Below are 23,326 nucleotides of genomic sequence, written 5' to 3'. Positions count from 1 at the left end.
TTACTTGAAGCGGTAGGTGATACGGCCCTTGGTCAGGTCATAGGGCGTCATTTCGACCAGGATACGGTCGCCGGCCAGGACGCGGATGCGGTTCTTGCGCATCTTGCCCGCCGTGTGGGCGATGATCTCGTGCCCGCTCTCTTCCAGCTTGACGCGGAAGGTCGCATTGGGGAGCAGTTCGATCACCGTACCCGGAAACTCAAGGAGTTCTTCTTTTGCCATTCGGTCTCTCAAATCGTGAAACGGACGCGCCTGCCCGCTGCGGGACTCGATGGGGCGCCGGTCGTGAGTGCGCCCGTTTATACCGAAAGGCCTCAAAGGGAAAGCTTTAGTTTCTGCGCCCATAAGGCAAAACGCCCCTCGCCGGCTGGCGAGGGGCGTTTTGGGATCAAACTGCCAAAAGCCTAGAACTTCTTGACCAGATTGATCGAGGTAGTGCCGGCTTCACCCTTGTCGCCGCTGAAGTCCGACTTGGTGTAGTCGGCGCGCAGGGCAAAGTCGTTATCCAGGTGATACTGGGCGCCGACGCCGTATTCCAGGGCCGTGCCCTGTTCCAGCTTGCCGGCAACGGCCGGGGCCTTGAGGTTGGTGTCGGAGACGCCGACGCGGCCGATCAGGTCGAAGCGCGGCGATACCGGCACGAAGCCGACGCCATAGGCGGCTACCTTGTTGGTCAGCTTGTAGTCGCCGCCCGGACCATTGTCCTTGTTGGTGCCGAAGGCGGCTTCACCTTCAACGCCGAAGTGCGGGGTCAGCTTGGTACCGACGCGGGCATTGATGCCGTTGACGTTGGTGTCCGTGGTGTCGTTCTTGGTGCCCTGATAGCCGATCGAGCCGTAAACCTGACCGACGTCCTGGGCATTGGCGGCAGCGGCGCCCGACAGGGCAATGGCGGTCGCGGCGGTAGCGATAAGAAGGGTCTTCATAATATGTGCTCCATAGTCTTTTTTTGACGCCTCATGCTTATCCAAAAAGTGGCAGTCCACTTTTTGGCATGAGGCTCTAACGGCAGCGATCATGTCGCCGCCTGCCAAGTAATATGGCGATCGGAGCGGGCTCTCGTGGGGCCATTTGCAGGTCTTTTCAGGGTATTTGCGGCCAACTATGGCGAGACGGTCATGCCAGGGCCTTTTATGTGGCCGGATGTCCGGTTTAAGCCTTGTTCCGGCCGTGTTGATGAACGCCGGATAAATGACAAAAATGTAAGAAAATCATAAGGATAGGAAATTTTTGCCGAGTCGCAAAGATCGTAGAGTCCGCCCTTCCTGTTGTTCACGGGGAAAGGTGAGGCGCAGGGCGGCGAGCCTGAGGGGCACACGGACAATTCAGGTGAGCAAATGTCTTCGGAAGGCCCCTCACCCGATCGCCTTCGTTACACTCGGCTCTCGTCCTCTCCCCGCGCGCGGGGAGAGGTAATTTAATCAAAGCCGCAGATGTAGGGCGTTGATCAGGGTGAATAGACGCCGTGACGTCTCGTGATCGATCTCGACCTTGCCCTTCAGCCGCTCGGTCAGCAGCTCGGCGCCTTCGTTGTGAACGCCGCGGCGGCCCATGTCGATCGACTCGATCTGTGACGGCGTGGCGTTCTTCAGCGCCTCGTAATAGCTTTCGCAGATCATCTGGTAGTCGCGCATCATCGTCTTGAACGGCGACATGGACAGCATGATCTTGCGCGCGAAGTTCGGACCGGTGATGTCGAACACCAGACGGTTGTCCTCGAACGCCAGACGCAGGTCGAACGGCCCGTCCGATCCGGCTTCGGCCGCGCCTTCCGGGGTAAAGCTGTTGCGCTCGACAAGGTCGAACATGGCAACCTTGCGCTCGTGCTCGATCTGGTCGGTCGGTGCCGACAGGCTGGCTTCGTCGATGTCGATGCGGGCAAGTTTCATAGTGTGACCCTTTCAGGTTCTCCAAATCACGACTCTCTGTGATTTGGCAAGGGCGACTGCCCGCCCGAGCCTCTGCGAGGAGCCTCGCGGCGCTTGAGCGCTAAGTATGGTTAGGAGTCGACTTTGCCCGGTGCGGGGCGGCCAGGTCCAGCAATAAGACATCGACGCATTCGGTTTCGATACGGATGTCGCGCGTCCCCTCGCCGGCAAATCGCAGGATCAATACTGCCGCCGGCGCTTCCAGCGGTTCAACGGAAATATCCAGCAGGCTGAGGATCTGCTTGGTATTCCTGGCATCCAGGCCGCGAACCTGCACCTTGTCAACGCCGGAAATGCGCAGCACCGACGGCGCCCGCAGCGGTTGGCGGCCACCGGCTTCGTGGCAGAACCGGTTCATGCGCAGGGTAAAGTGGCGGCCCGCCCGGTCATAGGCCATGTCGCCAAAACGCAGGGCGGCGTCCTGGACCAGGGCCGAGATCGGCGGCAGGTCGGAGGCCTCTTCCGCGATCAGTCGTATCGGTTTGGGTGGCGGCTTGCCGAACATCACTCGTCTTCCAGAATCGGCTCCGTACCCTTGAGCCGCTTGATATTGGCGCCACAGGCCGACAGCTTGCCTTCCAGGTTCTCGAAACCACGGTCGAGGTGATAGACGCGGTTGATAATGGTCTCACCCCGCGCCGCCAGGCCGGCAATGACCAAGCAGGCCGAGGCGCGCAAGTCGGTCGCCATCACCTGGGCGCCACGCAGTTCGGAGACACCCCGCACCCGCGCCTCACCGCCGGAGACCGAGATATCGGCGCCCAGACGGCCCAGTTCGGGCACGTGCATGAAGCGGTTTTCGAAGATGGTTTCGCGGATGACACTCTCGCCATCAGCCAGGGTCATCAGCGCCATGAACTGGGCCTGCAGGTCGGTGGCAAAGCCGGGATAGACCTGGGTTTCGAGATCGACCGGCTTAAGCTTGCCGTCTTTACGGGTAATGGTGACCGTGTCGACGCCGCGATGGATTCCGCAGCCGGCCTGGGCCAGCTTGTCCAGCAGGATGGAGATCAGCTCCGGCCGCACGCCGGTCAGACGGACTTCGCCCCCGGCCATGGCGGCGGCGGCGGCGTAGGTACCGGCTTCGATGCGGTCGCAGATGACGGCCCAGTCGGTACCGTGCAGGCTGGTCACGCCTTCGACCACGATGGTGGTGGTGCCGGCGCCGCCGACCTTCGCGCCCATGGCGTTCAGGCATTCGGCCAGGTCGACGATTTCCGGCTCGCAGGCGCAGTTGGTCATGACCGTCGTGCCTTGGGCCAGAACAGCCGCCATCAGGGCATGTTCGGTCGCGCCAACCGAGACGAAGGGAAACTCGATTTCCGCGCCCCGCAGGCCGCGCGGCGCCTGGGCGAAGACATAGCCTTCGTGCATGTCGATATGGGCGCCCAAAGCTTCGAGCGCCTTCAGGTGCAGATCGACCGGACGCGCGCCGATGGTGCAGCCGCCGGGCAGCGAGACCTTGGCGTGGCCGGTGCGGGCCAGCAGTGGCCCCAGGACATTGAACGAGGCACGCATCTGGCGGACCAGGTCATAGGGGGCAAAGGCCGAGGTGATTTCCGGCGTGTGCAGGGTCATGGACTGACCGCCCTCATCCGACTCGGAAATCGCGCAGCCGAATCGCACCAGCAGACGCGACAGCAGGCGGGTATCGGCCAGGCGCGGCATGTTGGTCAGGCGCACCGGTTCCGAGGTCAGCAGCGAGGCGGCCATCAGCTTGATGGCGGAATTCTTGGCCCCGGAGACGGGAATGTCTCCGAACAGCGGGCTGCCGCCCTCGATGGCGATGCGATCCATATGGATGTCCGTAAGTAAAGGTACGCGAAACGGGAGTCGCGGTTCTACATCACAATAGGCCGTGCGCAATACGGCTTATTGTTTTTCGGCGTCGGGCGCCGTCGTATTTTCGTGATCGGGCGGGGGGGGCGTAACGGCAGCGGCCTTGCGGCGGCGCAGGTTCTCGCGCAGCGCCTTCTGCAGCGCCTGCTCCCGTCTTTCTTTTTCAGAAAGGTTGGCTTTTTCTGAAAGTCTGGGTTCACTCATGGAGCTGAGTTACGAAAAGCGTGGAAGAAATTCAAGGGGTCGTGATTTTTCGCTTTGCCTTCCGGAAAAGTTTGGCTATAGCCGCACCCTCTTCGCCGTATTAGCTCAGTGGTAGAGCGCATCCTTGGTAAGGCTGAGGTCGGCAGTTCAATCCTGCCATACGGCACCATCGGGGCCCGGTTCGCAAGAGCCGGGCCCCGGCCATTTTTCAGTACGCGTCACGCCATCTCCAGATTGTTCCTTTATTTTCTGAGTGCGACCATTGACGCACACAGGGAGTACCCGATGACAATCGTTGAGCGTCTCAACCACGCAATTGCCCAGGCTTTACAAAGCGGACAGGTGATTGCTCAGTTCGACCTGACGGCGTCCGACTATAACGAACTGCGTCAGCTCGCCACCGGCGGCGATATCTCCGCGATAGGCTTCGATGCCGCCAGCGATACCTTCAAGGGCTATCAGCTTCACCACAACGATGTCATCGGCACCAGCATGGCCATCGCCAGTCGTGGCGCGATCTTTCTGTGGAACTCGATCACTGAGAGCGCCATTCCGACCGATGGGGCCCTACGCGGTTCGCGCAGCTGAATTCAGCCGAGATAAACCACCCGCTTCTTGCCCTTTTGCGCGTGCATGTCGTTCAAATGCTCGCGATGTTCGTCAGCGCTGCCACGGCGTCCCTGCACATAGTGCGTCCGCTCGATATCCTTCTGGATCAAATGGGCGGCGTACAGGTGGCCCTGGAAGAAGGCGTCGATCAATCCCGGGATAAGGGCCAGGGGCGGAAAGATTTTCGCTATATCCTCAATCGTGGTCAGACCGCTGTCGATCAGAAGAATGATCACCGCGGTCGCCAGGGTGCCCAGTGTCACGCGGGCGCGCATCCCCTGGATGAGCAGGAATAGCCCGGCCAGGACGGAATAGGCCGTCCCCACGCCCGGTATCGGAACCAGGGCCAGGATACCGTCCAGGCCGATGATATTGATCGGTCCGATGCCGATGATGCGGTCCGACAGCCGCTTTACGGACTCAATCGAGTCGTAGATACGTTGGATATGATCGTGCGACTTGGCCAGCATGAAGCGCCCCCGGCAAGCGAAAATTAACCTTTCGCGGAAACCAGCTAAGGCCATGCCGCGGCAAAATGTCAATCGGCGATGGGGCAGATATGTTGCGACTGTTACAGCAAATCCTGAAAGCCGCCGCCTTGGCGGTCGCTGCCGCCATGGTAGCAGTTGCCCTGATCTGCCTGGCCAATCCGCATAGGCCGCTGTTCTACCTGATCGATATCTTCTCAGTGCCGATCCTGACGGCCTTTGTGCTTGTTGCCACGGCCCTGGCTTTGCTGCGGCAGAAATGGGGTGGCGGAGCGGCCGCCCTGGCCTGCGTGATGATGGTGCTGTCCGTGTGGCCCCAGGCCTTTCCCAAACAGGCCGCGCCGGACAAGGACGCCGCCCCGGTGCGGCTGATCTTCGCCAACCTGCTGATCCGTAACACGGAGCCGGAAAAGCTGCTGCCGTGGGTAGAGAAGCAAAATCCTGACGTGGTGGCGCTGATCGAGGCCAATCCGGCGGCACGCGAAAAACTGATCAAAGGCCTTAAAGCCGGCCGGCCCAATATCGCCGCCCGGTACGACATGGTGGTCGTGTCGCGCTATCCGCTGAAACGCCCAAGCCCCCGTCCCGCCGGCTTCGCACTGATGACGGTCGAGGTCGCAGCCCCCGGCCGGCCCTTTACCCTGGCCGTGACGCACCTGACGCGGCCCTGGCCGTTCAGCGACCCGGAAGACCAGCGCCGGCAGTTTTCACGGCTGGCCCGTTCGCTGAATGACATGGCTGACGACGACCTGGTGCTGGTCGGTGATTTCAACACCCCGCCCTGCGCCTCCGGCATGGGGGATTTCATGCGGGAAACCGGATTGCACGCCGCGCCGGTATGGCGCGGCACCTGGCCCAGCTTCCTGCCGTCGCTGCTTCGGGTCGGCATCGACAACGTCCTGGCCAGCCCAGACCGGGTTTTGAGCCGCCGTCAGGTCGGCGGCTTTACCGGATCGGATCACCGGCCGGTCGTGGTCGATATCCAGCCGGCAAAAGCGGATTAGGCTTCCGGCTTGGGTGTGGGCTTAGGCTTGGCTGCCGGTTTTGCAGGCGCAGGCTTGGCTACGGCGACCGGCTTTTCCGCAACAGCGGCCGGCTTCGGCGCGGCTTCCGCCTTCGGCGCGGGCTTCGACACCGCCAGTTCGGAGGCGATGGGCTTCGGCGCCGCCGGCTTGGGCGCGACCACCTCGGGTTCGGCCACGGCCTCGATGATCGGCGCCGGGTCGGCCGCCTCGACGACCTCCGCAACCGCCTCGGTTACGACCGCCGGAGTTTCCGCAACCGCTTCGACCACGGCCGGAACCACCGGGGTTTCGGTGACCGGGTCGATCACGGCTTCCACCACCGGCGGGGCCGCCTCAGCGACAGTCTCAACGCCTTCGGTAACGGTTTCCGCCACCTGTTCTACTACGGCCTGCTGATCGTCGATCGCGGCCTTGACGCGGTCGGCGGCCGTTTCAGCGGTTTCGACGACGGCCTCGGTCAAGTCCTTCGGCGACGGCGTGACAAAGCCCGGCCATTTCGCCGCCAGGTTGGTGACCTGGGGCAGATCCTTGAACAGTTCGCCCGAACGGCTCAGCGACTGCGCCACCGCCCAGGCGCCGACGCCCAAGCTGGCCGACGCCCAGAACGGCACCCACAGGGGCGAAAACGCGCCGACCCACAGGTGGACGGCCTTTTCGGAGGCGGTCTTGATCTCATCGGAACTGGTGAAGGGGAACAGCTTCGGCGACTCGGTTTCGGATATCGTCAGCATCTCATTACCTCGGGGTCAGGCCATATTGCGCCGCAACATAACACATCCCGATTCAGACTCCAACCAGGAGAATCGCCCTCACGGCAATTTGAGGTTTACGCTTTCCTTATAAAGACCACAAACGGGCCTGACCGCCGTCTTCGCCGAAAACACGGACCACATCTTCGGCAATAGGCTTTAGGTGCGCTGCAAAATTTTCCGGCGGATTGACGGCCATCAGCACGCAACCGTTCATCTTCATGGGGTTCCACAAGGGCCGCAGGCGCAACTCCGCGATGAGATTGTCCGGCATCGGATCGATCTCGCGCTCCAGGCCGCGCAGCCAGGCGTCGAAGGTTTCGAGATCCTTCAGCGGCAGCCAGATCAGCACCCGCGCATCAGGCCTGCGGCCGATGATGCCAGCCAGGGTCGAGGTCAGATTATCGTAATCGTCGCCGCGTTCGAACGGCGGGTCGATCAGGTAGAACAGCGACCGAGCCGATCCGGTCGAATCGAGCGCCACCTGATAGCCGTCCTCCTTGACCGCCTTGCCGCGCGGTTCGATGCGTTCGCGCAAGAAACCGAAGTCGTCCTCGCGCAGTTCGCAGCCGACATATTGGTCGTCCGTCCGTATGTGGTCGAGCACCAGGACGGGCGATCCGGGATAGATGCCGACGCGATCGCGGAACCCGGCCTTGGCGTTCTTGGCACGAACATAGCCGGCCAGGGGTTGCAGGCTCTCCGGCACGGCCTGGCTCATCAGGTATTTGATCCCGGCTTCGGCCTCACGGGAGCGGGCGAAATCCGGGTTGGACAGGTCGTAGTAACCGGCGCCGGCGTGGGTATCGACCACCAGCAGCGGTTCGGCCGCCTCGCGTATCAGACGCAGCAAGGTCAGGACCGCGGCGTGCTTTGCGAGGTCGGCGAAGTTGCCGGCGTGAAAGCCGTGACGATAGTTCATTGTGGCCTCATCCTCGAACCTGTGACCGAGGTCCAAAGAGGACCCCTCCGCTTCGACGCGCTTCGGCCCATAGGGGGCCTTGCTTGCTCAACACCTCCCCATTGTCATGGGGAGGAGAAGTAAGGAACAGTTTGCTTCTTCTTTCTTCTCCTCCCTACCGAAGGTGGGGAGGTGGCGAGCGAGGGAGCCTTCAGGCGACCAAGTCGAGACGGAGGGGTCCTACGGAGCGTACCGCCTCACGTCAATCCCAGACTCACCCGCGTCTTCTTCGGTAATCCCGCCGCCACGATGGCGTGAGACTGGCGGATAAGGTCTTCCAGTTCGCCGTCATCCATGACGTCGCCGCGATAATACTGAATCCATTTCATCCCGCGCGATGCCAGATACGGCGCCGGCCGACAGTCAGGATGATCGCGCAACGCTTCAAAGGCCAGTTGCGACACCTTGAAACTGACGGCGAAGTGGTCGCCCTCTTCACCGGCGATGACAAACACCTTGCCGCTCACCTTCCACACGTCCGAACCGCCCCATTGCACCACATGGCTGGTGGCGGGCAGGCCGGCGCATAAGGCGTTGCAGCTTTCCGGGGTCACTGTTGCAGCTTTTGCTCGCGGGCGATCTGCAGCACATCAGCCAGCAGGGATTCGGTCGTCGGCCAGGCTCCGGCGCCCTTGCCTGTCACGTACCAGGTTTCGCCGTTATCGAGCTCGATGATGGCGCGGTTCTGCTCGCCGCGCGCGCCGACCAGGTAATGGTCGCGATCCAGCACTTCCAGCTTCATCGACGCCTGCAAGCCGCCGTCCGTCAGATAGCAGCGCGCGACATAGCGCAGCCCCTTGCCGGCCGGAATGATCAGCGATTCCTCGGTGATCTGGCCGACCTCGAGATGGGCTGGGGTCAGGCCCGGGAAGGCGATCTCACGCAGCAGTTTCAGCTTGGCGCCGACATCGGTGCCGTCGAGATCCGCCGTCGAATCCGGCTCGGCAAAGCCCAGGCGGCGGGCCTCGTCCATGGCTGCGTCGAAGCTCTTGCCCGATTCCACCTGGTCAATGACGAAGTTGGAGGTGCCGTTCAGCACGCCAGCGATCGACTTGACCTTGTGCGACTTGACCGCGCGTTTCAGCGCCTCGATCACCGGAGCGCCCCCGCCGACGCTGGCCGAATAGGTCAGCATAGCGCCCGACGCCTTGGCCGCGGCGCGCAGCTTGTCACCCGAAGCGGCCACCGCCTGCTTGTTGGCACTGGTCACCGACACCCCGGCCTTGAGGAAGCCTTCCAGCAACTCGGCCGAGGGCGACACGCCGGTACCGATATCGACGAAGACGTCGACATCGTTGCGGACGAAGTTGCGCGCATCCGAGGTAAAGGCGGCAGCCAGCGGGTGATCACGGCGCTTGGACGGATCGCGCACGAGGACACGGTCGACCTCGATCAGGTCCGACCATTCCAGGCAGCGTTCCAGGAACTTGGCCCCGACGCCACCGGCGCCCATGACGGCGATGCGGATCGGCCGCTTCAGCACGGCGGCCTTGCGGTAGGCCGTGGGCGCGCCCAACACCGTCTGGTAGCCCTTGCTCAGGCCGGCGACCTCGACGGTCAGGCCCTTGTCGGCGGCATAGCGCATGGCCTTGTTCTGAACCACCGGGAAGGCGATCTTCAGCGCCTCGTCCCAGTTCAGGCTGTCGAAGGGCTTGGCGGAATCGCCGACCTGGGCCGGATCGGCGTCGTAGATGGCGTCGACGTCCTTATAGAGGCGCACCGGCGCGCCCAGCTTGTCGGCGATAAAGACGGCGGTCAGGTCGGAACCGCCGCGGCCCAGCAGCACCGGTTCACCGGCGGCGTTTTCGGCGACATAGCCCGGCACGACGACCAGGTCGACGCTATCCAGGTCCTTCGTCAGGACCTCGGGCTTCATGGCGACCGGATTGGCGTTCAGGTGCTCGCCGTCGGCGACCAGGCCGATCTCATAGGCCGAGCGGAAGCGGGTCGGAATACCCGAACGTTCGCAGGCCATGGCCAGCAGGGTGGCGGCGCGCATTTCGCCGGTAGCGACCAGATGGGGCGTGGCCGAGGACGACGACGCCTGGGTATAGGCGCCGGCCAGGCGCAGCAGTTGGTCGGTCTGGCCCTTGAAGGCCGAGACGACGGCGATGATCTTACGGGCATCGCGGGTATAGCGGTAGATTTCCGACACGGCGCGTTGCAGCGCGCTTTCGGACACCAGAACCGATCCACCGAACTTGACGACGAGAATTGACATAGGCCTGCCCTGCTTTCTTCGTTCTGGTCGCTACAGGAGGTCACTCCAAAGGAAAAGCAAAAATTGCCGTGAGGCGGTAATTCACCTCCCTGAAACGCGGGATTTTGCCGGATCGTCTCCCGGCCTAGGCTGTGCTCGTCCAAAGGGAGGCCGTCATGTCCAAGGCGTGGATTTCAGCTTTTACCGGCGCGTTAGCCGCCATGGCCCTGATCGCCGGCCTGGCCTATGCCAACACTTCCCTGCAGGTCCAGGTCCGCGACGCCGCCGGCAATCCGGTGGCCAATGCCACGGTCTGCGCCGGGACCTCCTCCGCTCGCGCCTCACGCGGTTTCGGTCACACCAATGCCAATGGCGTGGCGGTTCTCAACGTGGCCGACAGCAGCGGTCCTCTGGTCATCACCGCGCATTCCGGCACGCGCGGCGGGCAGCAAAGCATCCCGGGATCGCTGACCCTGGCTACCGTCACCCTGCCCGCGTCCGGCGGCCCGGTCTGCCCGGATGGGACGCCAACCCCGACGCCCGGCACCGTGACGATCGACCGGCGCGCCGTCCAGGAAAGAGCCGACGAACTGGCGCGGCAGCCGCACCCCGGCGTCCTGGGTCCCATCAATCTCAACGGTGAACGCTGCTTCGGCGCCGCCGGCCAGGGCTGTTCCGACACCATTGGCGGCGTCGGCACCTGTATCGGTGGATCGTGCACCATCAATGCCGGCAGTTGGGAGCATGACGAATGCTGCGTGCGTAACCGCGATGGCGGCATGTGCGACGGCAAGTTCGAAGAGATGGCGGCGGTCGTCGGTGCCGGCGGCCCGCCCCAGGTCTGCCAGGCCCAGTTCAACAAGGCCTTCGCCCGCGTCGGCACCTTGCTGAGCTGGCGCCGGGCGGTCAATTTCAACACCGTCAACACCACCGGGAACGTCGACTTCGCCGCCTATTGCGCCCCCGCCGGCACGCTTATGCCGGCGGGGGAAGCCGGCCGCTTCTGTTGCAGCCGCCAGGCCCGCGACCTGACCGGAACGGAAGCCGGCGCGGTCAGCCTGACCAACCTTCGGCAATTGGCCGGCGATACGATCCGGGTGTGCCGGTAAGGGCTTGAACCCGGTCATGCTTTGCGCCTAGAAGCCGGGCATGTCCTTACGCGCCTACGCCCTGCTGATCCTGACCAACTTCCTGTGGGCAGGCAACAGCGTGGCCGGCAAGCTGGCGGTCGGCCATATCGAACCGGTGTTGCTGACGACCCTGCGCTGGGTTTTTGCCTGCCTGCTGATCCTGGCCATCTGCATCCCCCAACTGAAGCGTGACCTCCCCGTCATCACGGCGAAATGGCCGTTGCTGCTGGCCTATGGCGCCATCGGGTTCACCCTTTTCAACCTGCTGCTCTACATGGCGCTGACCCATACCAGCACGGTCAATGTCATGATCGAACAGGCCGGTATCCCGCTGGTCATTTTCGTCCTCAACTTCGCGCTGTTCCGGCTACGCGCCACCCTGGCCCAGATCGCCGGGTTTATCCTGACCTTCTGCGGCGTTCTGGTCACCGCCACCCATGGTGATATCCGCCAGTTGCTGCATCTCGACCTCAATATCGGCGACGCCATGATGCTGGTCGCCGTGCTGGTCTATGCCGGATATACCGCGGCGCTGCGCTGGAAGCCCGACCTGCACTGGAAGACCTTCCTGGCGACGTCATGTATCGGCGCTTTGGTCGCCTGCGTCCCGGCCCTGATCTGGCGCTATCATGACATGCCTGTGGTATGGCCGGACGCCCGGGGTTGGTGGGTGGTCGCCTATGCCGCGGTGTTCCCGTCGCTGATCGCCGCCGGCGCCTATATCGCCGCCAATGCGCTGATCGGCAGCAACCGCGCCGGCATCTTCATCAACCTGCTGCCGATCTTCGGCGTCTTCCTGGCGGTGTTGATCCTGCGCGAGCCCCTGCACGGTTTCCATATCGCCGCCCTGGGCCTGGTCTGCGCCGGCATCCTGCTGGCCGAATGGACGCGCATTCGGGCCGGCCTCTTGACGCAACTGCGAAATTGAGCCATGAAAATTGCTACTCATCGAGACCAGCCGAGGGAAAGGCCCGACGACGCTGGGGCAACCGCCACAAGCCTGTGGAATGGTGCCAACTCCTACGGGGCGCATTTCCCCGAAAGATGAGAGACACGCCAACCCGCCGTCGCGCGGGGCGTTCTCCCGTCTGGTCCCGATGAATCTTTCTGCCTTCATCGGCATGCATACCGGACACACCATGAATATGCACACCTTCCTCAGCGCGCCCGACCTCGACGGGACCGACATTACCGCTATTATTCCTGACGATTTCCGTCTGCAAAGCGGCCAGAAGCTGGAGCAGACGGATGTGGTGGCGCGGCTATATGGTCCGGCCAATGCGCCGGTCGTCGTCGCTGCCGGCGGGATTTCGGCCGGCCGGGTGCTGTTCGCCAAGGAAGACGCCACCGCCGCCGCACCGGGCTGGTGGGAAGGCGTCGCCGGCCCCAATGAAGCCCTGGATCTGAATGTCTGGCGCGTGCTCAGCATCGAGTTCGCCCCGCGCCTGCCGGCCAGCCAGATTTACACTATCTCGACCCACGACCAGGCCCGCCTGGTCAAGCTGCTGCTGGATCAGCTGGGCGTCGAGCGCATCTACAACTTTGTCGGTGCGTCGTACGGCGCCATGATCGGCCTGGCTTTTGCCGAGCTGTATCCGGACGCGGTCGAGCGCCTCTGTATCATCTCGGCCGCCCATCGCGCCCATCCGATGGCGACGGCCTTTCGCGGCCTGCAGCGCCGGTTGCTGATGTTCGGCAAGGCGACCGGCCGCGACGCCGAGGGTATTTCCCTGGCGCGGCAACTGGCCATGACCACCTACCGGTCGGATGCCGAATTCGCCGAGCGTTTCGATGGCCCGCCGCCGGAGTTGGCCGGCGAGAACTACACGGTCTGCGGTTATCTGCGGGCGCGCGGTGATGCCTATGCGGCGACCGATGTGAACCGCTGGATTTCCATGTCGGACAGCCTGGACCGTCACCGCGTCGATCCGGCGAAGATCAAGGCCAAGGTGTTTCTGGCTGCGGTGCCGACCGACCGGCTGGTGCCCTATGACGACATGAAGCTGCTGCACGCGCAACTGGCCGACAGCGTATTTATCGACTTTCCGTCGCTGTATGGCCACGACGCTTTCCTGAAGGAGATTCCGGCCGTATCCGATATCGTCCGAATGTCGCTGCGCTAAAGATCGGCGATATCTTTTTCTTCTTATACTCCCCCGTTATACGGGGGAGGTGGCTGCAAGCGGAGCGCGCAGACGGAAGGGGGATTTCCAGGCGCCGAACGATGAACGAGGCAATAAGAGACGACAGCGGGCCCAATCCCCCACCGTCTCATTTGCTGCCGCAAATGATCCACCTCCCCGTATAACGGGGAGGGATAAAATTTAAGAGCCCTGCCTGCCATGACCAAAGACTATCTCAAAGACGCCAGCCTCCAGACCAAGGTGATCAATATCGGAGTCGATATCGACCCGGCCCATGGTTCGGTCATGCCGCCCATATACCTCAGCACCAACTTCTCGTTCGAGGGCTTCGGCAAGAAGCGGACCTACGACTATGCCCGCTCGGGCAATCCGACGCGCGAAATCATCGCCGAGGTCATCGCCGAGCTGGAAGGCGGCGCCGGCGCCGTCATGACGGCTTCAGGCCTGGCCGCGCTGGACCTGCTGTGGCAGGATCTCGACCGCGCCAACCCGATCGCGCCCTCGGCCACGCCCGATCCCACAGCCGCCAAGTCGAAACGGGTCGTCGTTCCGCATGACTGCTACGGCGGCACCCAGCGCCTGCTCAATGCCCGACATAAGCAGGGCCTGATCGAATGCGTCTATGTCGACCAGAGCGACGAAGCCGCCCTCACCGCCGCGCTTTCACAGCCGACCGCCCTGCTGCTGCTGGAAACCCCGTCCAACCCGCTGATGCGCCTGATCGACCTGCAAAAGCTGATCAAGCTCGGCCACGACGCCGGCGCCCGGGTGGCGGTCGACAACACCTTCCTGTCGCCGGCCCTGCAAAACCCGATCGCGTTCGGGGCCGACTATGTCGTCCATTCGACGACCAAATATATCAACGGCCACTCCGACGTCATCGGTGGCGCCCTGGTCTGCGCCCACCAAGCCGATGTCCTGCCGATGCGCTGGTGGGCCAATTGCGTCGGCGCCACGGCCCCGGCCTTCGACAGCTACATGACCCTGCGCGGCGTGCGCACCCTGTTCGTGCGTATCAAACAGGCGCAAGAGTCGGCCCAGGCCGTGGCCGAATACCTCCACAGCCATCCGGCGGTGGCGGTCGTTCATTATCCCGGCCTGCCCTCACACCCCCAGCACGACCTGGCCAAACGCCAGCAGAAGGGCCCGGGCGCCATGATGAGCTTCGAGCTCGTGGGCGGGCTGGACGCCGTGAAAACCGTGTTCGAGGACATTGACCTGTTCAGCCTGGCGGAATCGCTGGGCGGCGTCGAAAGCCTGATCGTCCATCCGGGGTCGATGACCCACGCCGCCATGTCCGCCGAGGCCCAGGCCACGGCTGGGATTGCGCCGGGCCTGATCCGGCTGTCGATCGGGCTGGAAGACCCGGCCGACCTGATCAAGGCGTTGGATAAGGCCTTGGCGCGGTTAGGATGAAGATCGTCCTGGCCACACCGGATGACGCCATGGCCGCCGCCTGGGAGGCGGCGTGCCATGGGCTGCCCGAGGTGATCCTGCAGCGGGGTTCGATCCTCGACCTCGCCTGCGATGCCATCGTCAGTCCGGCCAACAGCTTCGGCTTCATGGATGGAGGACTCGACCTGCTCTATTCCGAGCATTTCGGCTGGGACCTGCAACTGCGCCTGCGACGGCGAATTCTGGATCACCACCATGGCGAGCTGTTGGTCGGCCAGGCGGAGATCGTTGAAACCGGAAACGACGGGATTCCGTTTATGATCGCCGCTCCGACCATGCGCGTGCCGATGTATCTCGGCGAAGCAACCGTCAATCCCTATCTGGCGACTCGCGCTGCGCTGCTCCTGGTGCGACACGGCGCGCTGCCGTCCGGCGAAGCAATTTCCAGCCGGGTGACCACCGTCGCCTTCCCCGCCATGGGGACCGGCGTCGGCCGGGTTCCCGCTGCTATCTGTGCCCGCCAAATGCGCCAGGCCTTTCACGACGTACTGTTGGCGTCGCCGCGTCTGCCAACCAGTTGGGCCGAGGCCAGCGAAGACCACCAGCGCCTCTACACCGACAGCCCGACAAGGCTTCAGTGACTCATCCTTAACTTGCCGTAACGACGGTTTGGCGGCATGGTGCCGGTCTGCTCACAGCCGGGGATGGGTCATGCGGGGATTTCTGACAGGTTTGGCCGTGGCGGCGTTGATGGTCACCGCCGTCCCGGTCCGGGCCGATGTGTTTGCCGACATCAAGGCCGTCGAACAGGCCGAGCGCGACTTCGCCGCCGATACGGCGAAGAACGGCTTTTATCGCGGCTTCATCGCCTGGTCGACGGACGACGCCATAGGCTTCCTGCCCCAGGCTGGAAACTTCCATAAGGCCCTGGTCGACTCGCTGGCGGCCGATCCCAGCCTGGCCGGCGCGCCGACGCCCTTGCGCTGGCGGCCGTTTCACGTCGGCGTTGCCAATTCCGGCGACCTCGCCTTCGACCTCGGCACCTGGACGATGGAAGGCAACGACAAGGCCGGCTGGTTCTTCACCATCTGGGAGAAGCAGGCCGACGGCACATGGAAGTGGTCGCTGGACGGCGGCGCAGGCGACGATGCGCCGGACAATCTTCCCCCCGCTGATCAGACTTTTACACTCGTCGCCAACACCCAACATGTCCATCCCAACGGACTGGCTGAAGGTCTTGGCCGGGACGACGCCTTCAACGCCCTGCTGGCGCAAAAATCCTACTCAGATATCTATGCCGGCCTCGGCGGCACCCGGCCGACTATCGCTTCCGACGGCGTGCCGCCCTATGTCGAAGGCTACTGGCCGTGGCCATCGGGTGATGGCGCGCCGCCGCCGCCCGAGGGGGCCGACGCGAAGATGGAGGCGCGTCGCCAGGCGGTGATTGCCGCGCGCCCCGAAACAGGCCTGACCTGGACGCGCGATGGCTCGGGCGCCTCGAAGTCCGGTGCCTTCGTGTATACCTACGGCCACGCGACCGCCGCCGACGGGACCTATCGCGGCCACTATGTCCGGGTGTGGAACAAGCTGACTGAACGCGACACCAGTTGGCTTCTGACCGTCGACCTGTTCCACAAATAATCGCTTATTCCTTATGATCGTCCGCCGAGACACCGCGACAGTGGGCCAGCAGGCCGACGCCGCGTTCCAGCCACAGGCGGCGGTCGAACTCGCCTTGGGGATTGTACTGGTCGATCCAGCGGATGCCTGAGGCATCGTCATAAAGGTAGCGGATTCGTACCAGGTTTTCGGTGCGCAGGGTCACCACGCGCGATCCCGCCGGCCCGCCATTGATCTCTTCGAACACCGCCGGATCCTTCTCGACCGAGAAGATGGCATTGTCCTTGTCGAAGCGGTCGCCACGCGGAATGGCGAAGACATTGCCCGACGAGTCCGTCAGCCCGCACGAGGTCTTGTTACGCCAGGTGGTAAAGCTGAGGCCCTGGCCGTTTTGGGTCTGTTTCAGCAAGTCTTCAGCGGAGCCACCGCCGCCGGCATAGTTGATCCGCCCGGCAGCGTGGTTGACGACGAAGTGGTTTTCGCCATCGGCATAGATGCCGAACTGGTCGTCCGATTGCAGCCCGCAGCCGGTCAGAACCATGGCCACCGTCATCAGCGCGATCTTTTTCACGGGCATCCCCTTCCCTGACTGTTCGCGCCAGTGTAGCCCAGCCGTTAACGAAAGATACAAAAAGATGTTGAGGAGAGACCATGTACAGCCCCGCCCGTGACCGATACGCCACCATGCCCTATCGCCGTTGCGGCGCGTCGGGACTGAAATTGCCGGCGATTTCGCTGGGCCTGTGGCAGAATTTCGGTGGCGTCGATGTCTATGAGACCGGGCGCGCCATCGTCCGCCGCGCCTTCGACCGCGGCGTCACCCACTTCGACCTGGCCAACAATTACGGGCCGCCGCCGGGTTCGGCCGAGGAGAATTTCGGCCGCATCCTGGGCGCCGATTTCCAGGGGCTGCGCGACGAGCTGGTCATCTCATCCAAGGCCGGCTGGGATATGTGGCCCGGCCCCTACGGCGGCATCAACGGGTCGCGCAAATACCTGATCGCATCGTGTGACCAGAGCCTGAAGCGGATGGGGCTGGACTATGTCGACATCTTCTATTCCCACAGAGTCGATCCGTTCACCCCGCTGGAGGAGACCATGAGCGCGCTGGCGCAACTGGTTCGCCAGGGCAAGGCGCTCTATGTCGGGATTTCAAACTACAGTGCCGAACTGACGCGACAGGCGGCGGAGATTCTGGCGTCCGAAGGGGTGCCGCTGATCACCAACCAGCCCAATTACAGCCTGCTGCATCGCTGGATCGAACCGGAGGTGTTGGGGGCCAATGCTGAGGCCGGTGCCGGAACGATCGTGTTTTCGCCCCTGGCCCAGGGGCTGCTGAGCAACAAGTATATCAACGGTGTGCCGGACGACTCGCGCGCCGGCCGCCAGGACTGGGTGCGGGCGCGACTGACGCCGGAGGTTCAGGCGGCCTCGGGGCGGATCGATGCGGTGGCGCGGTCGCGTGGCCAGGGCGTGGCGCAACTGGCCATAGCCTGGACCTTGCGTGATCCGCGGGTGACGTCGTGCCTGATCGGCGCGAGAACCGTGGCGCAACTGGATGAAAGCCTGTCGGCGCTGGATAACTTGGGCCTTACGCCGGACGAGATCGCGGAACTGGATCTTGTTACCCGCGACCTGCCGGATGTGTTCGCCGTCCCGCCAAAGGCTAACGGGGATGATTTGTGGCCCTGATAGCGCTCCCGGCCAGCAAGAAGATTTACCACGGAAAGCACTGAAAGCCGCTGCGCGGCGACACGGAAAACACTGAAGTCAGAGCCGGTCCGCGCGAAGCGCCCTCCTATAGGTGTCTCATAGGAAGGCGCTTCGCGCGATAGAATCCGGAACCTGAATTCCGTGTCATTCCGTGTCGCCGGCCAAAGGCCGGCGCTTCCGTGTCTTCCGTGGTCCCGCTTCCTCGCTTACGCCCGGATCAGCGTGACGTTGATGTTGCCGCGCGTGGCATTGGAGTACGGACACACCTGATGCGCCGCGGCGATCAGACGATCCGCCACCTCGCCGTCGATCCCCGGCAGCGAAATCTTCAAAGTCACCTCCAGACCGAAACCGGTCGGGGTCGCGCCGATGCCCACCGACGATTCGATGCTGGCATCCGCCGGCACAGCGACCTTTTCTTTGCCGCCGACGAACTTCAAGGCGCCAATAAAACAGGCGGCATAGCCCATGGCGAACAATTGTTCTGGATTGGTGCCGTCGCCGCCGGCCCCGCCCAGTTCCTTGGGCGTCGACAGCTTCAGGTCCAGGTTGCCGCTCGTGGCGGTGCCTTCGCGGCCGCCAGTGGCCTTGGCATGCGCGGTGTAGGCTGCGGTGATCGATTGGGTCATGGGTAATGCTCCTTGGCTTGAATGACACGACACAATTTAATTGTGCACAATATATTGTCAAGTGCATTGCGCACAATTAAATTACGTTCATGATAAAAGCGCCCTCCCCGCCCGAACTGCGTCTGGACAACCAGATCTGCTTCGCTGTCTATTCGACTGCCCACGCCTTTGCCCAGGCCTACCGGCCATGGCTGGAGCCCATGGGGCTGACCTATCCGCAATACCTGGTCATGCTGCTGCTGTGGGAGCGCGACGGTCGCTCAGTCAATGAGTTGGCCCAACCGCTGCAGCTCGATTCCGGCACCCTGACGCCACTGCTCAAGCGGATGGAAAAAGCCGGCTTCGTCACCCGCGGCCGTGATGACAAGGACGAGCGGATCACCCGCATCCATTTGACCGATTTCGGACAGTCGCTGCAAGACCAAGCGCGGAGAATCCCCGCCGCCATGTTGTGCAATTCCGGCCTGGATCTGAACCGGTTGAATGAACTTCGCGAGCAAGTTCAAGAGCTTGGCAAAAGCTTACGTCAGGCTTAACCACGCTGAAAATCGCCCTCGCCAAACCGCCTCACCGCGCGCACAGTGACCGTGGGGCGATGGACAATTCACGAGGCGATCCATGACTTTCAAACGCAAAACCCTGTCCCTGGCGGGCGTGTCATTGCTATGCATCCTGGCGGCCTGCCAGGCAAAGCCGGCACACGAAACCGCCCAACAGGTCGAGATGGAACAAAGTCCATCGACCAATCTTATCGCCAGAGCTGGGTCAAGGGCTGAGGCGCCCGCCGCGTCACCGGCGCAGGATACCGATGGAGCCCCGGCCAAGACGACCGGCGCACCCTTGCCGGATGTCACCCTCCCTCAGGTCGCCTACGACTATAATTACGGCTTCACGGCCAACGACGATGGTGTCCAGGCCCTGGTCAAGCGGCACCAGGCCATTTGCGAAGACGCCGGCCCGGCGGCATGCCAGATCGTGTCGCGCAACTCGAACGTCTATCGCGACTCGGCCTACGCCAACGAGGTCCTGGAACTGCGCGTCAGTTCTACCTGGCTGAAAGCGTGGCAGGCCGGGCTGGAGGGCGACATGAAAGCCGCCGGCGGCAAGATCGAGCGCTACACGATCGCCAGCGAGGATCTGAGCCTCGAGATCGTCGACACCGAAGCGCGGCTAAAGACCAAGGAGGCCTTGCGCGACCGCATGGTCGAGATGATCCGCAGCCACAGCGGCAAGATCTCCGAACTGATGGAGGCGGAAACCCAGGTCGCCGAGGTCCAGGCCGATATCGATGCCGCCCGCTCGGCCCTGGCGGTGATGAGCCGGCGGGTCGCCACGGTGCATGTCACCCTGGCCTATCGCAGCGAATCCGTTGCCGCCTCGAAAGGCACCTTCTCGCCCCTGGGCGAGGCGCTGAACGGTGTCGTCGGCAATATCGTCCTGGTCCTGGCCGGACTGATCAGTATCCTGTCCTTCCTGATTCCGCTGGGACTGGTGGCCGCACCCGTCATCTGGTTCGTCCGCAAATGGCTGAAAAACCGTAAGAAAAAGGCGCCGGTGGTGCCGGCGCCCGATAACGAAACTACTTAACCTCGATCGCCGGAAGCCGGTCGATCGGCTCCAGGGTCACGCGGCGGAAGAAGGTTTCCGCCCCTTCGGACTGGAACTGGATACGACCATGGGTCAGGGGCTGGCACACGCCGGCGGCGTCGGTGTCGCACAGGTTCCACACCTCCATCACCGGCACGCCGTTGACGACATGGATGGCGCGATCGCCAAAGACATAGAGGTCGAGTGTGTTCCATTGACCGACCGGCTTTTCGGCGTCGCGGGCGTTCTCGACATTCCAGTCGGCGGTGTTGCCGACGGTGGTGTAGTCCGCGGCGCCGACGGTGAAGCGATGGCCGGGGGCAATGATGGCCGGATCCTTCACGGCGGTGGTCGTCGCCTTCAGATTGGCGCCGACCGGCACCACCATGCCGGTCGAACCGGTCATGATCTCGAACTCCACGGCGCGCATCCAGGTGCCCCAGACCACGCCCGGCTCACCGTGGCTGTGGTACAGCAGGCCGTTGTTTTCCGGTTGATCCAGGCGCGGCGCGTGGCGCTTGCCGCTCCACTTGTATTCCAGCCGCAGGTGATAGTTGCCGTAGTCGCCCTGGTGAACCAGACTGCCCCAGGTCTTGCCCGAGATGAACAGGGCCGGTTCGCCGTCCTCTTCGACCACCTTGAAGATATCGCCCTTGCCACCTGCGCCCAATGAAGGATCATGGTCGGGCCGGTAGGTCTGGGCGGGGTCGGCATAACCCAGCCAGGCGTCCCAGGCATCGATGTCCTTGCCGTTGAACAGGCTGACGGCCGGGCCGGTAGCGGCGGGCACGTCCTTCAGGATCAGGGTCTGGGGGTGATAGGCTTCCTCAGCCAGGACCGGGGTCGCCAGCAGGCACAGGCCGGCCAGAAGTGCGCTTCTCAACATGTTTTATCCTTATGGTTTTACAGCACGAGTTCCGCACGAACCACGGTGACGGCGTGGCCGCGCAGCAGGACGCGGGAACCGGCCAGTTCAGCCTGGATCTCGGCGCCGCGTTTGGGATGGGCCTGATAGAAGTCAAACACCGTTTTGCCCGTCAGACGATGATATAGCGGTGTCAGCATACAGTGCATAGAGCCCGTCGCCGGATCTTCGTCGATCCCCATGTCGGGCGCGAACAGGCGTGATACGGCGTCATACGGTTTTCCCGCGGCGGCCGGCGCAGTTACCACGACATGGCGGTCGTTATAGACGCTGCCGTCATAGAGCGGCAGGGCCTTCAGGTCCGGGGTCAGGCCGCGCACGGTCTCTTCATCGTCGAACAGGGCGATCAGGGCCGGCCCGCCATAGACGGCTTTCGGCGTCGCCCCCAATGCAGAAGCGAGGTCCGGCATGTCGATCGGCTCGGGCTCATAGGCCGGAAAATCCATCTCCAGTCCGTTGGCTGTCCGGGTAACGATCAGGTCGCCCGACAGAGTCGAAAAGACCAGCCGGTCACCGTCATGTCCCAACTCTTCGAACAGGGTATGGGCCGAGGCCAGGGTGGCATGACCGCACAGCTTCACTTCGCAGGCCGGGGTAAACCAGCGCAGGCCGAAATGTCCCGCCTCCATCGGACGCAGATAAGCGGTTTCGGCCTGGTTGTTCTCCATGGCCAAGGCCTGCATCCAGGCGTCGTCGGGCCATTCGGACAGGGGCTCGACCACCCAGGCGGGACCGCCCTTGAACGGCTGCCGCGCAAAGGCGTCGATCAGGTACTGACGCATATCGGGCTTACTTGTTCTTCAGGGCATCGCCCATATTGATCTTCATCCCGCCCGGCATGACCATGTCCCCCGGCTTCATGCCGGCATCGCAGGCCCCCAGCCACTTGCCGTCGACCGAGGTCGAGACGTCCGTCATCCCATCCTTGGGCGGATCGAAGGTCGCCTTGATGGTCTGGTGGTAGGCGGTGTCGCCCGTCAGTTCCATATGCACGGCGGTGTGAATCTTGCTGCCGCCGTCCTGGCAAACCGCCGTCACGTCGACGGTGTTACCATTGCGGGTGACCTTCTGATCGGTACAGTTGGTGTCGCCCTTCTGCATCGGGCCGGCATTGGTGGTGAACTTGGTGGTCAGGGCCTCATCCAGGCAGATCTTGGTGGTGATCGTCTGGGGGACCTTATCGACCTTGGTGGTCATTTCCCAGAGACCCGGCTTCAGGCTCGGCCCAGCGCCGCCGGCCGTCATTGCGGCGGGGGCATCGGCCGGGGCAGCCGCCGATTCGGTGGCGCCGTCCGTGGCTTCCTTCTTGCCGCAACCCGCCAGGGCGAGCACGGCGACGCTTACGCAGATACCGAGGGTGAGCTTGTGCATATCGACCTCCTGCTGTCGGGCCGAACTTAGCGCCAAGTAACGGCAGACTCCACCCGATTCTTAACTGTCCGCCGGATTATCCGGCACGCGCCAGTCGATCGGTGCAAAGCCTTTGGATTCCAGAAATTGATTGGCTTTCGAAAACGGCCGGCTGCCGAAGAAGCCATTGTGCGCCGACAGGGGCGACGGGTGCGGCGATTTCAGCACCAGGTGCTTGGTCGTATCGACAAAGGCCGCCTTCTTCTGGGCGTAGGCTCCCCACAGAATAAACACCACAGGGTGGGACTGTTCGTTGACGGCGCGAATAACGGCGTCGGTGAACGGCTCCCAGCCCTTGCCCTGGTGGGCATTGGCCACGCCCATCTGCACGGTCAGAACCGCATTGAGCAGCAGCACGCCCTGTTTGGCCCAGTGTTCCAGGAAGCCATGCCGCGCCGGCGGAATGTCGAGATCGTCGCGCAGTTCCTTATAGATATTGACCAGGGACGGCGGGATCTTCACTCCCGGCTGGACCGAAAAACACAGGCCGTGGGCCTGGCCTTCGCCGTGGTACGGATCCTGGCCCAGGATGACCACCCGCACCTGGTCCAGAGGCGTCAGGTCCAGGGCGCGGAAATATTCGCTGCCCTTGGGGAAGATCCGCTTGCCGGCCGCCCGCTCTTCCTGCAGGAAGGCCTTGAGGTCGTGCATATAGGGCTTGTCGAACTCACCGCTTAGCGGCGCCTTCCAGCTCTCTTCCAGTTTTACATCGGCCATGGCATCGCTCCGCAAAAGCGGCGTCAGCAAGCGGCGAGTCAGCCGTCAAGTCA

Annotated in this window: 28 protein-coding genes, 1 tRNA gene and 1 riboswitch; of the genes, 12 read left to right on the top strand and 17 right to left on the bottom strand. The window is 63.2% G+C overall.

What is annotated here, in order from left to right; all coding sequences use genetic code 11:
- The 6 genes from infA to ABAC460_RS50510 all read right to left on the bottom strand — a co-directional run bounded on the left by infA (position 1) and on the right by ABAC460_RS50510 (position 3,971).
- Positions 1–222 carry a translation initiation factor IF-1 gene (gene infA / locus ABAC460_RS42830; RefSeq protein WP_018081608.1) on the bottom strand — a complete coding sequence of 74 codons (222 nt, stop codon included), beginning with the start codon at positions 220–222 and terminating at the stop codon, positions 1–3.
- A gap of 182 nt (positions 223–404) precedes the next feature.
- On the bottom strand, positions 405–926 hold the full coding sequence (locus ABAC460_RS42825) for a porin family protein (protein ID WP_023454989.1): 522 nt from the start codon (positions 924–926) through the stop codon (positions 405–407).
- A gap of 495 nt (positions 927–1,421) precedes the next feature.
- Positions 1,422–1,889, bottom strand: a complete 468-nt coding sequence (locus ABAC460_RS42820) for a UPF0262 family protein (RefSeq protein ID WP_023454988.1) — start codon at positions 1,887–1,889, stop codon at positions 1,422–1,424.
- A gap of 100 nt (positions 1,890–1,989) precedes the next feature.
- Positions 1,990–2,433 carry a DUF2948 family protein gene (locus tag ABAC460_RS42815; RefSeq protein WP_023454987.1) on the bottom strand — a complete coding sequence of 148 codons (444 nt, stop codon included), beginning with the start codon at positions 2,431–2,433 and terminating at the stop codon, positions 1,990–1,992.
- Positions 2,433–3,725 carry a UDP-N-acetylglucosamine 1-carboxyvinyltransferase gene (gene murA, locus ABAC460_RS42810; protein ID WP_023454986.1) on the bottom strand — a complete coding sequence of 431 codons (1,293 nt, stop codon included), beginning with the start codon at positions 3,723–3,725 and terminating at the stop codon, positions 2,433–2,435. The genes ABAC460_RS42815 and murA overlap by 1 nt, the downstream gene beginning before the upstream one ends.
- A 75-nt stretch (positions 3,726–3,800) precedes the next feature.
- Positions 3,801–3,971, bottom strand: coding sequence for a hypothetical protein (locus ABAC460_RS50510; protein WP_200863695.1), 171 nt, complete (start codon positions 3,969–3,971; stop codon positions 3,801–3,803).
- A 94-nt stretch (positions 3,972–4,065) separates the two neighbouring features.
- Here ABAC460_RS50510 and ABAC460_RS42805 point away from each other — a divergent pair.
- Positions 4,066–4,140, top strand: a tRNA-Thr gene (locus ABAC460_RS42805).
- A 116-nt stretch (positions 4,141–4,256) separates the two neighbouring features.
- A complete protein-coding gene (locus ABAC460_RS42800; protein WP_155914724.1) occupies positions 4,257–4,559 on the top strand; it encodes a hypothetical protein in 303 nt (100 codons plus the stop codon).
- A 2-nt stretch (positions 4,560–4,561) separates the two neighbouring features.
- Here ABAC460_RS42800 and ABAC460_RS42795 read toward each other — a convergent pair whose 3' ends face one another.
- Complete coding sequence (locus ABAC460_RS42795) at positions 4,562–5,050, bottom strand: DUF4112 domain-containing protein (RefSeq protein WP_023454984.1); 489 nt, start codon at positions 5,048–5,050, stop codon at positions 4,562–4,564.
- 89 nt (positions 5,051–5,139) lie between these two features.
- On the opposite strand from ABAC460_RS42795, the gene ABAC460_RS42790 reads away from it, so the two are divergent.
- Positions 5,140–6,072 carry an endonuclease/exonuclease/phosphatase family protein gene (locus ABAC460_RS42790; protein WP_023454983.1) on the top strand — a complete coding sequence of 311 codons (933 nt, stop codon included), beginning with the start codon at positions 5,140–5,142 and terminating at the stop codon, positions 6,070–6,072.
- Here the strand turns inward: ABAC460_RS42790 and ABAC460_RS48575 are convergent.
- From ABAC460_RS48575 to ABAC460_RS42775, 4 genes are all read right to left on the bottom strand, one after another.
- Positions 6,069–6,824 carry a hypothetical protein gene (locus ABAC460_RS48575; protein ID WP_023454982.1) on the bottom strand — a complete coding sequence of 252 codons (756 nt, stop codon included), beginning with the start codon at positions 6,822–6,824 and terminating at the stop codon, positions 6,069–6,071. The two genes, ABAC460_RS42790 and ABAC460_RS48575, sit on opposite strands and share 4 nt — an antisense overlap.
- Positions 6,825–6,930: 106 nt before the next feature.
- Complete coding sequence (gene rlmJ / locus ABAC460_RS42785; RefSeq protein WP_023454981.1) at positions 6,931–7,764, bottom strand: 23S rRNA (adenine(2030)-N(6))-methyltransferase RlmJ; 834 nt, start codon at positions 7,762–7,764, stop codon at positions 6,931–6,933.
- A gap of 236 nt (positions 7,765–8,000) precedes the next feature.
- Positions 8,001–8,357: an MmcQ/YjbR family DNA-binding protein gene (locus ABAC460_RS42780; RefSeq protein ID WP_023454980.1), complete on the bottom strand. Its 357-nt coding sequence runs from the start codon at positions 8,355–8,357 to the stop codon at positions 8,001–8,003.
- A complete protein-coding gene (locus ABAC460_RS42775; RefSeq protein WP_023454979.1) occupies positions 8,354–10,024 on the bottom strand; it encodes an amino acid kinase family protein in 1,671 nt (556 codons plus the stop codon). Before ABAC460_RS42775 ends, ABAC460_RS42780 begins: the two co-directional genes overlap by 4 nt.
- 155 nt (positions 10,025–10,179) lie before the next feature.
- Between ABAC460_RS42775 and ABAC460_RS42770 the strand changes: the two genes are divergently transcribed.
- The 6 genes from ABAC460_RS42770 (at position 10,180) to ABAC460_RS42745 (ending at position 16,313) form a co-directional block, all read left to right on the top strand.
- Positions 10,180–11,112, top strand: a complete 933-nt coding sequence (locus ABAC460_RS42770; RefSeq protein ID WP_023454978.1) for an Ig-like domain-containing protein — start codon at positions 10,180–10,182, stop codon at positions 11,110–11,112.
- Positions 11,113–11,152: 40 nt separating this feature from the next.
- Positions 11,153–12,061, top strand: a complete 909-nt coding sequence (locus ABAC460_RS42765; protein WP_023454977.1) for a DMT family transporter — start codon at positions 11,153–11,155, stop codon at positions 12,059–12,061.
- Positions 12,062–12,075: 14 nt separating this feature from the next.
- A riboswitch (SAM riboswitch) is annotated at positions 12,076–12,184 on the top strand.
- Between the two features lie 88 nt (positions 12,185–12,272).
- Complete coding sequence (gene metX / locus ABAC460_RS42760; protein WP_031237302.1) at positions 12,273–13,256, top strand: homoserine O-succinyltransferase MetX; 984 nt, start codon at positions 12,273–12,275, stop codon at positions 13,254–13,256.
- 219 nt (positions 13,257–13,475) lie between these two features.
- The gene (gene metB, locus ABAC460_RS42755) at positions 13,476–14,693 is read left to right on the top strand and encodes a cystathionine gamma-synthase (protein ID WP_023454975.1); all 1,218 of its coding nucleotides are present in this window, start codon (positions 13,476–13,478) and stop codon (positions 14,691–14,693) included.
- A complete protein-coding gene (locus tag ABAC460_RS42750; RefSeq protein ID WP_023454974.1) occupies positions 14,690–15,313 on the top strand; it encodes a macro domain-containing protein in 624 nt (207 codons plus the stop codon). The genes metB and ABAC460_RS42750 overlap by 4 nt, the downstream gene beginning before the upstream one ends.
- A 70-nt stretch (positions 15,314–15,383) precedes the next feature.
- On the top strand, positions 15,384–16,313 hold the full coding sequence (locus ABAC460_RS42745; RefSeq protein WP_023454973.1) for a hypothetical protein: 930 nt from the start codon (positions 15,384–15,386) through the stop codon (positions 16,311–16,313).
- Positions 16,314–16,317: 4 nt separating this feature from the next.
- On the opposite strand, the gene ABAC460_RS42740 is transcribed toward ABAC460_RS42745, so the two are convergent.
- Positions 16,318–16,863 (bottom strand): hypothetical protein, encoded by a 546-nt coding sequence (locus ABAC460_RS42740; RefSeq protein ID WP_155914723.1) that lies wholly within the window; start codon positions 16,861–16,863, stop codon positions 16,318–16,320.
- Between the two features lie 113 nt (positions 16,864–16,976).
- Here ABAC460_RS42740 and ABAC460_RS42735 point away from each other — a divergent pair, with 113 nt between their 5' ends.
- Positions 16,977–17,984 carry an aldo/keto reductase gene (locus tag ABAC460_RS42735; protein ID WP_304412725.1) on the top strand — a complete coding sequence of 336 codons (1,008 nt, stop codon included), beginning with the start codon at positions 16,977–16,979 and terminating at the stop codon, positions 17,982–17,984.
- Positions 17,985–18,211: 227 nt separating this feature from the next.
- On the opposite strand, the gene ABAC460_RS42730 is transcribed toward ABAC460_RS42735, so the two are convergent.
- Positions 18,212–18,634 carry an organic hydroperoxide resistance protein gene (locus tag ABAC460_RS42730; RefSeq protein WP_023454970.1) on the bottom strand — a complete coding sequence of 141 codons (423 nt, stop codon included), beginning with the start codon at positions 18,632–18,634 and terminating at the stop codon, positions 18,212–18,214.
- A gap of 89 nt (positions 18,635–18,723) precedes the next feature.
- Here ABAC460_RS42730 and ABAC460_RS42725 point away from each other — a divergent pair, with 89 nt between their 5' ends.
- Both ABAC460_RS42725 and ABAC460_RS42720 read left to right on the top strand, forming a co-directional pair.
- Complete coding sequence (locus tag ABAC460_RS42725; protein ID WP_023454969.1) at positions 18,724–19,170, top strand: MarR family winged helix-turn-helix transcriptional regulator; 447 nt, start codon at positions 18,724–18,726, stop codon at positions 19,168–19,170.
- An 82-nt stretch (positions 19,171–19,252) separates the two neighbouring features.
- Entirely contained in the window at positions 19,253–20,221 is a 969-nt protein-coding gene (locus ABAC460_RS42720; RefSeq protein ID WP_023454968.1) for a DUF4349 domain-containing protein, read from the top strand.
- On the opposite strand, the gene ABAC460_RS42715 is transcribed toward ABAC460_RS42720, so the two are convergent.
- From ABAC460_RS42715 to ung, 4 genes are read right to left on the bottom strand one after another with little or no spacing between them, the layout of a single operon-like run.
- Positions 20,214–21,107 carry a 3-keto-disaccharide hydrolase gene (locus ABAC460_RS42715; protein WP_023454967.1) on the bottom strand — a complete coding sequence of 298 codons (894 nt, stop codon included), beginning with the start codon at positions 21,105–21,107 and terminating at the stop codon, positions 20,214–20,216. The two genes, ABAC460_RS42720 and ABAC460_RS42715, sit on opposite strands and share 8 nt — an antisense overlap.
- Positions 21,108–21,124: 17 nt before the next feature.
- Positions 21,125–21,928 (bottom strand): PhzF family phenazine biosynthesis protein, encoded by an 804-nt coding sequence (locus tag ABAC460_RS42710; protein WP_023454966.1) that lies wholly within the window; start codon positions 21,926–21,928, stop codon positions 21,125–21,127.
- Positions 21,929–21,935: 7 nt separating this feature from the next.
- On the bottom strand, positions 21,936–22,517 hold the full coding sequence (locus tag ABAC460_RS42705) for a DUF3617 domain-containing protein (RefSeq protein WP_023454965.1): 582 nt from the start codon (positions 22,515–22,517) through the stop codon (positions 21,936–21,938).
- Positions 22,518–22,577: 60 nt separating this feature from the next.
- Positions 22,578–23,273, bottom strand: a complete 696-nt coding sequence (gene ung, locus ABAC460_RS42700) for a uracil-DNA glycosylase (RefSeq protein ID WP_023454964.1) — start codon at positions 23,271–23,273, stop codon at positions 22,578–22,580.
- Positions 23,274–23,326 lie beyond the last annotated feature (53 nt).

It is taken from the genome of Asticcacaulis sp. AC460 (assembly GCF_000495795.1).
In the GTDB taxonomy this organism is placed as follows: domain Bacteria; phylum Pseudomonadota; class Alphaproteobacteria; order Caulobacterales; family Caulobacteraceae; genus Asticcacaulis.
The sequence above is the reverse complement of the archived record's forward strand: the minus strand, read 5'-3'. Positions and strand labels throughout refer to the sequence as shown.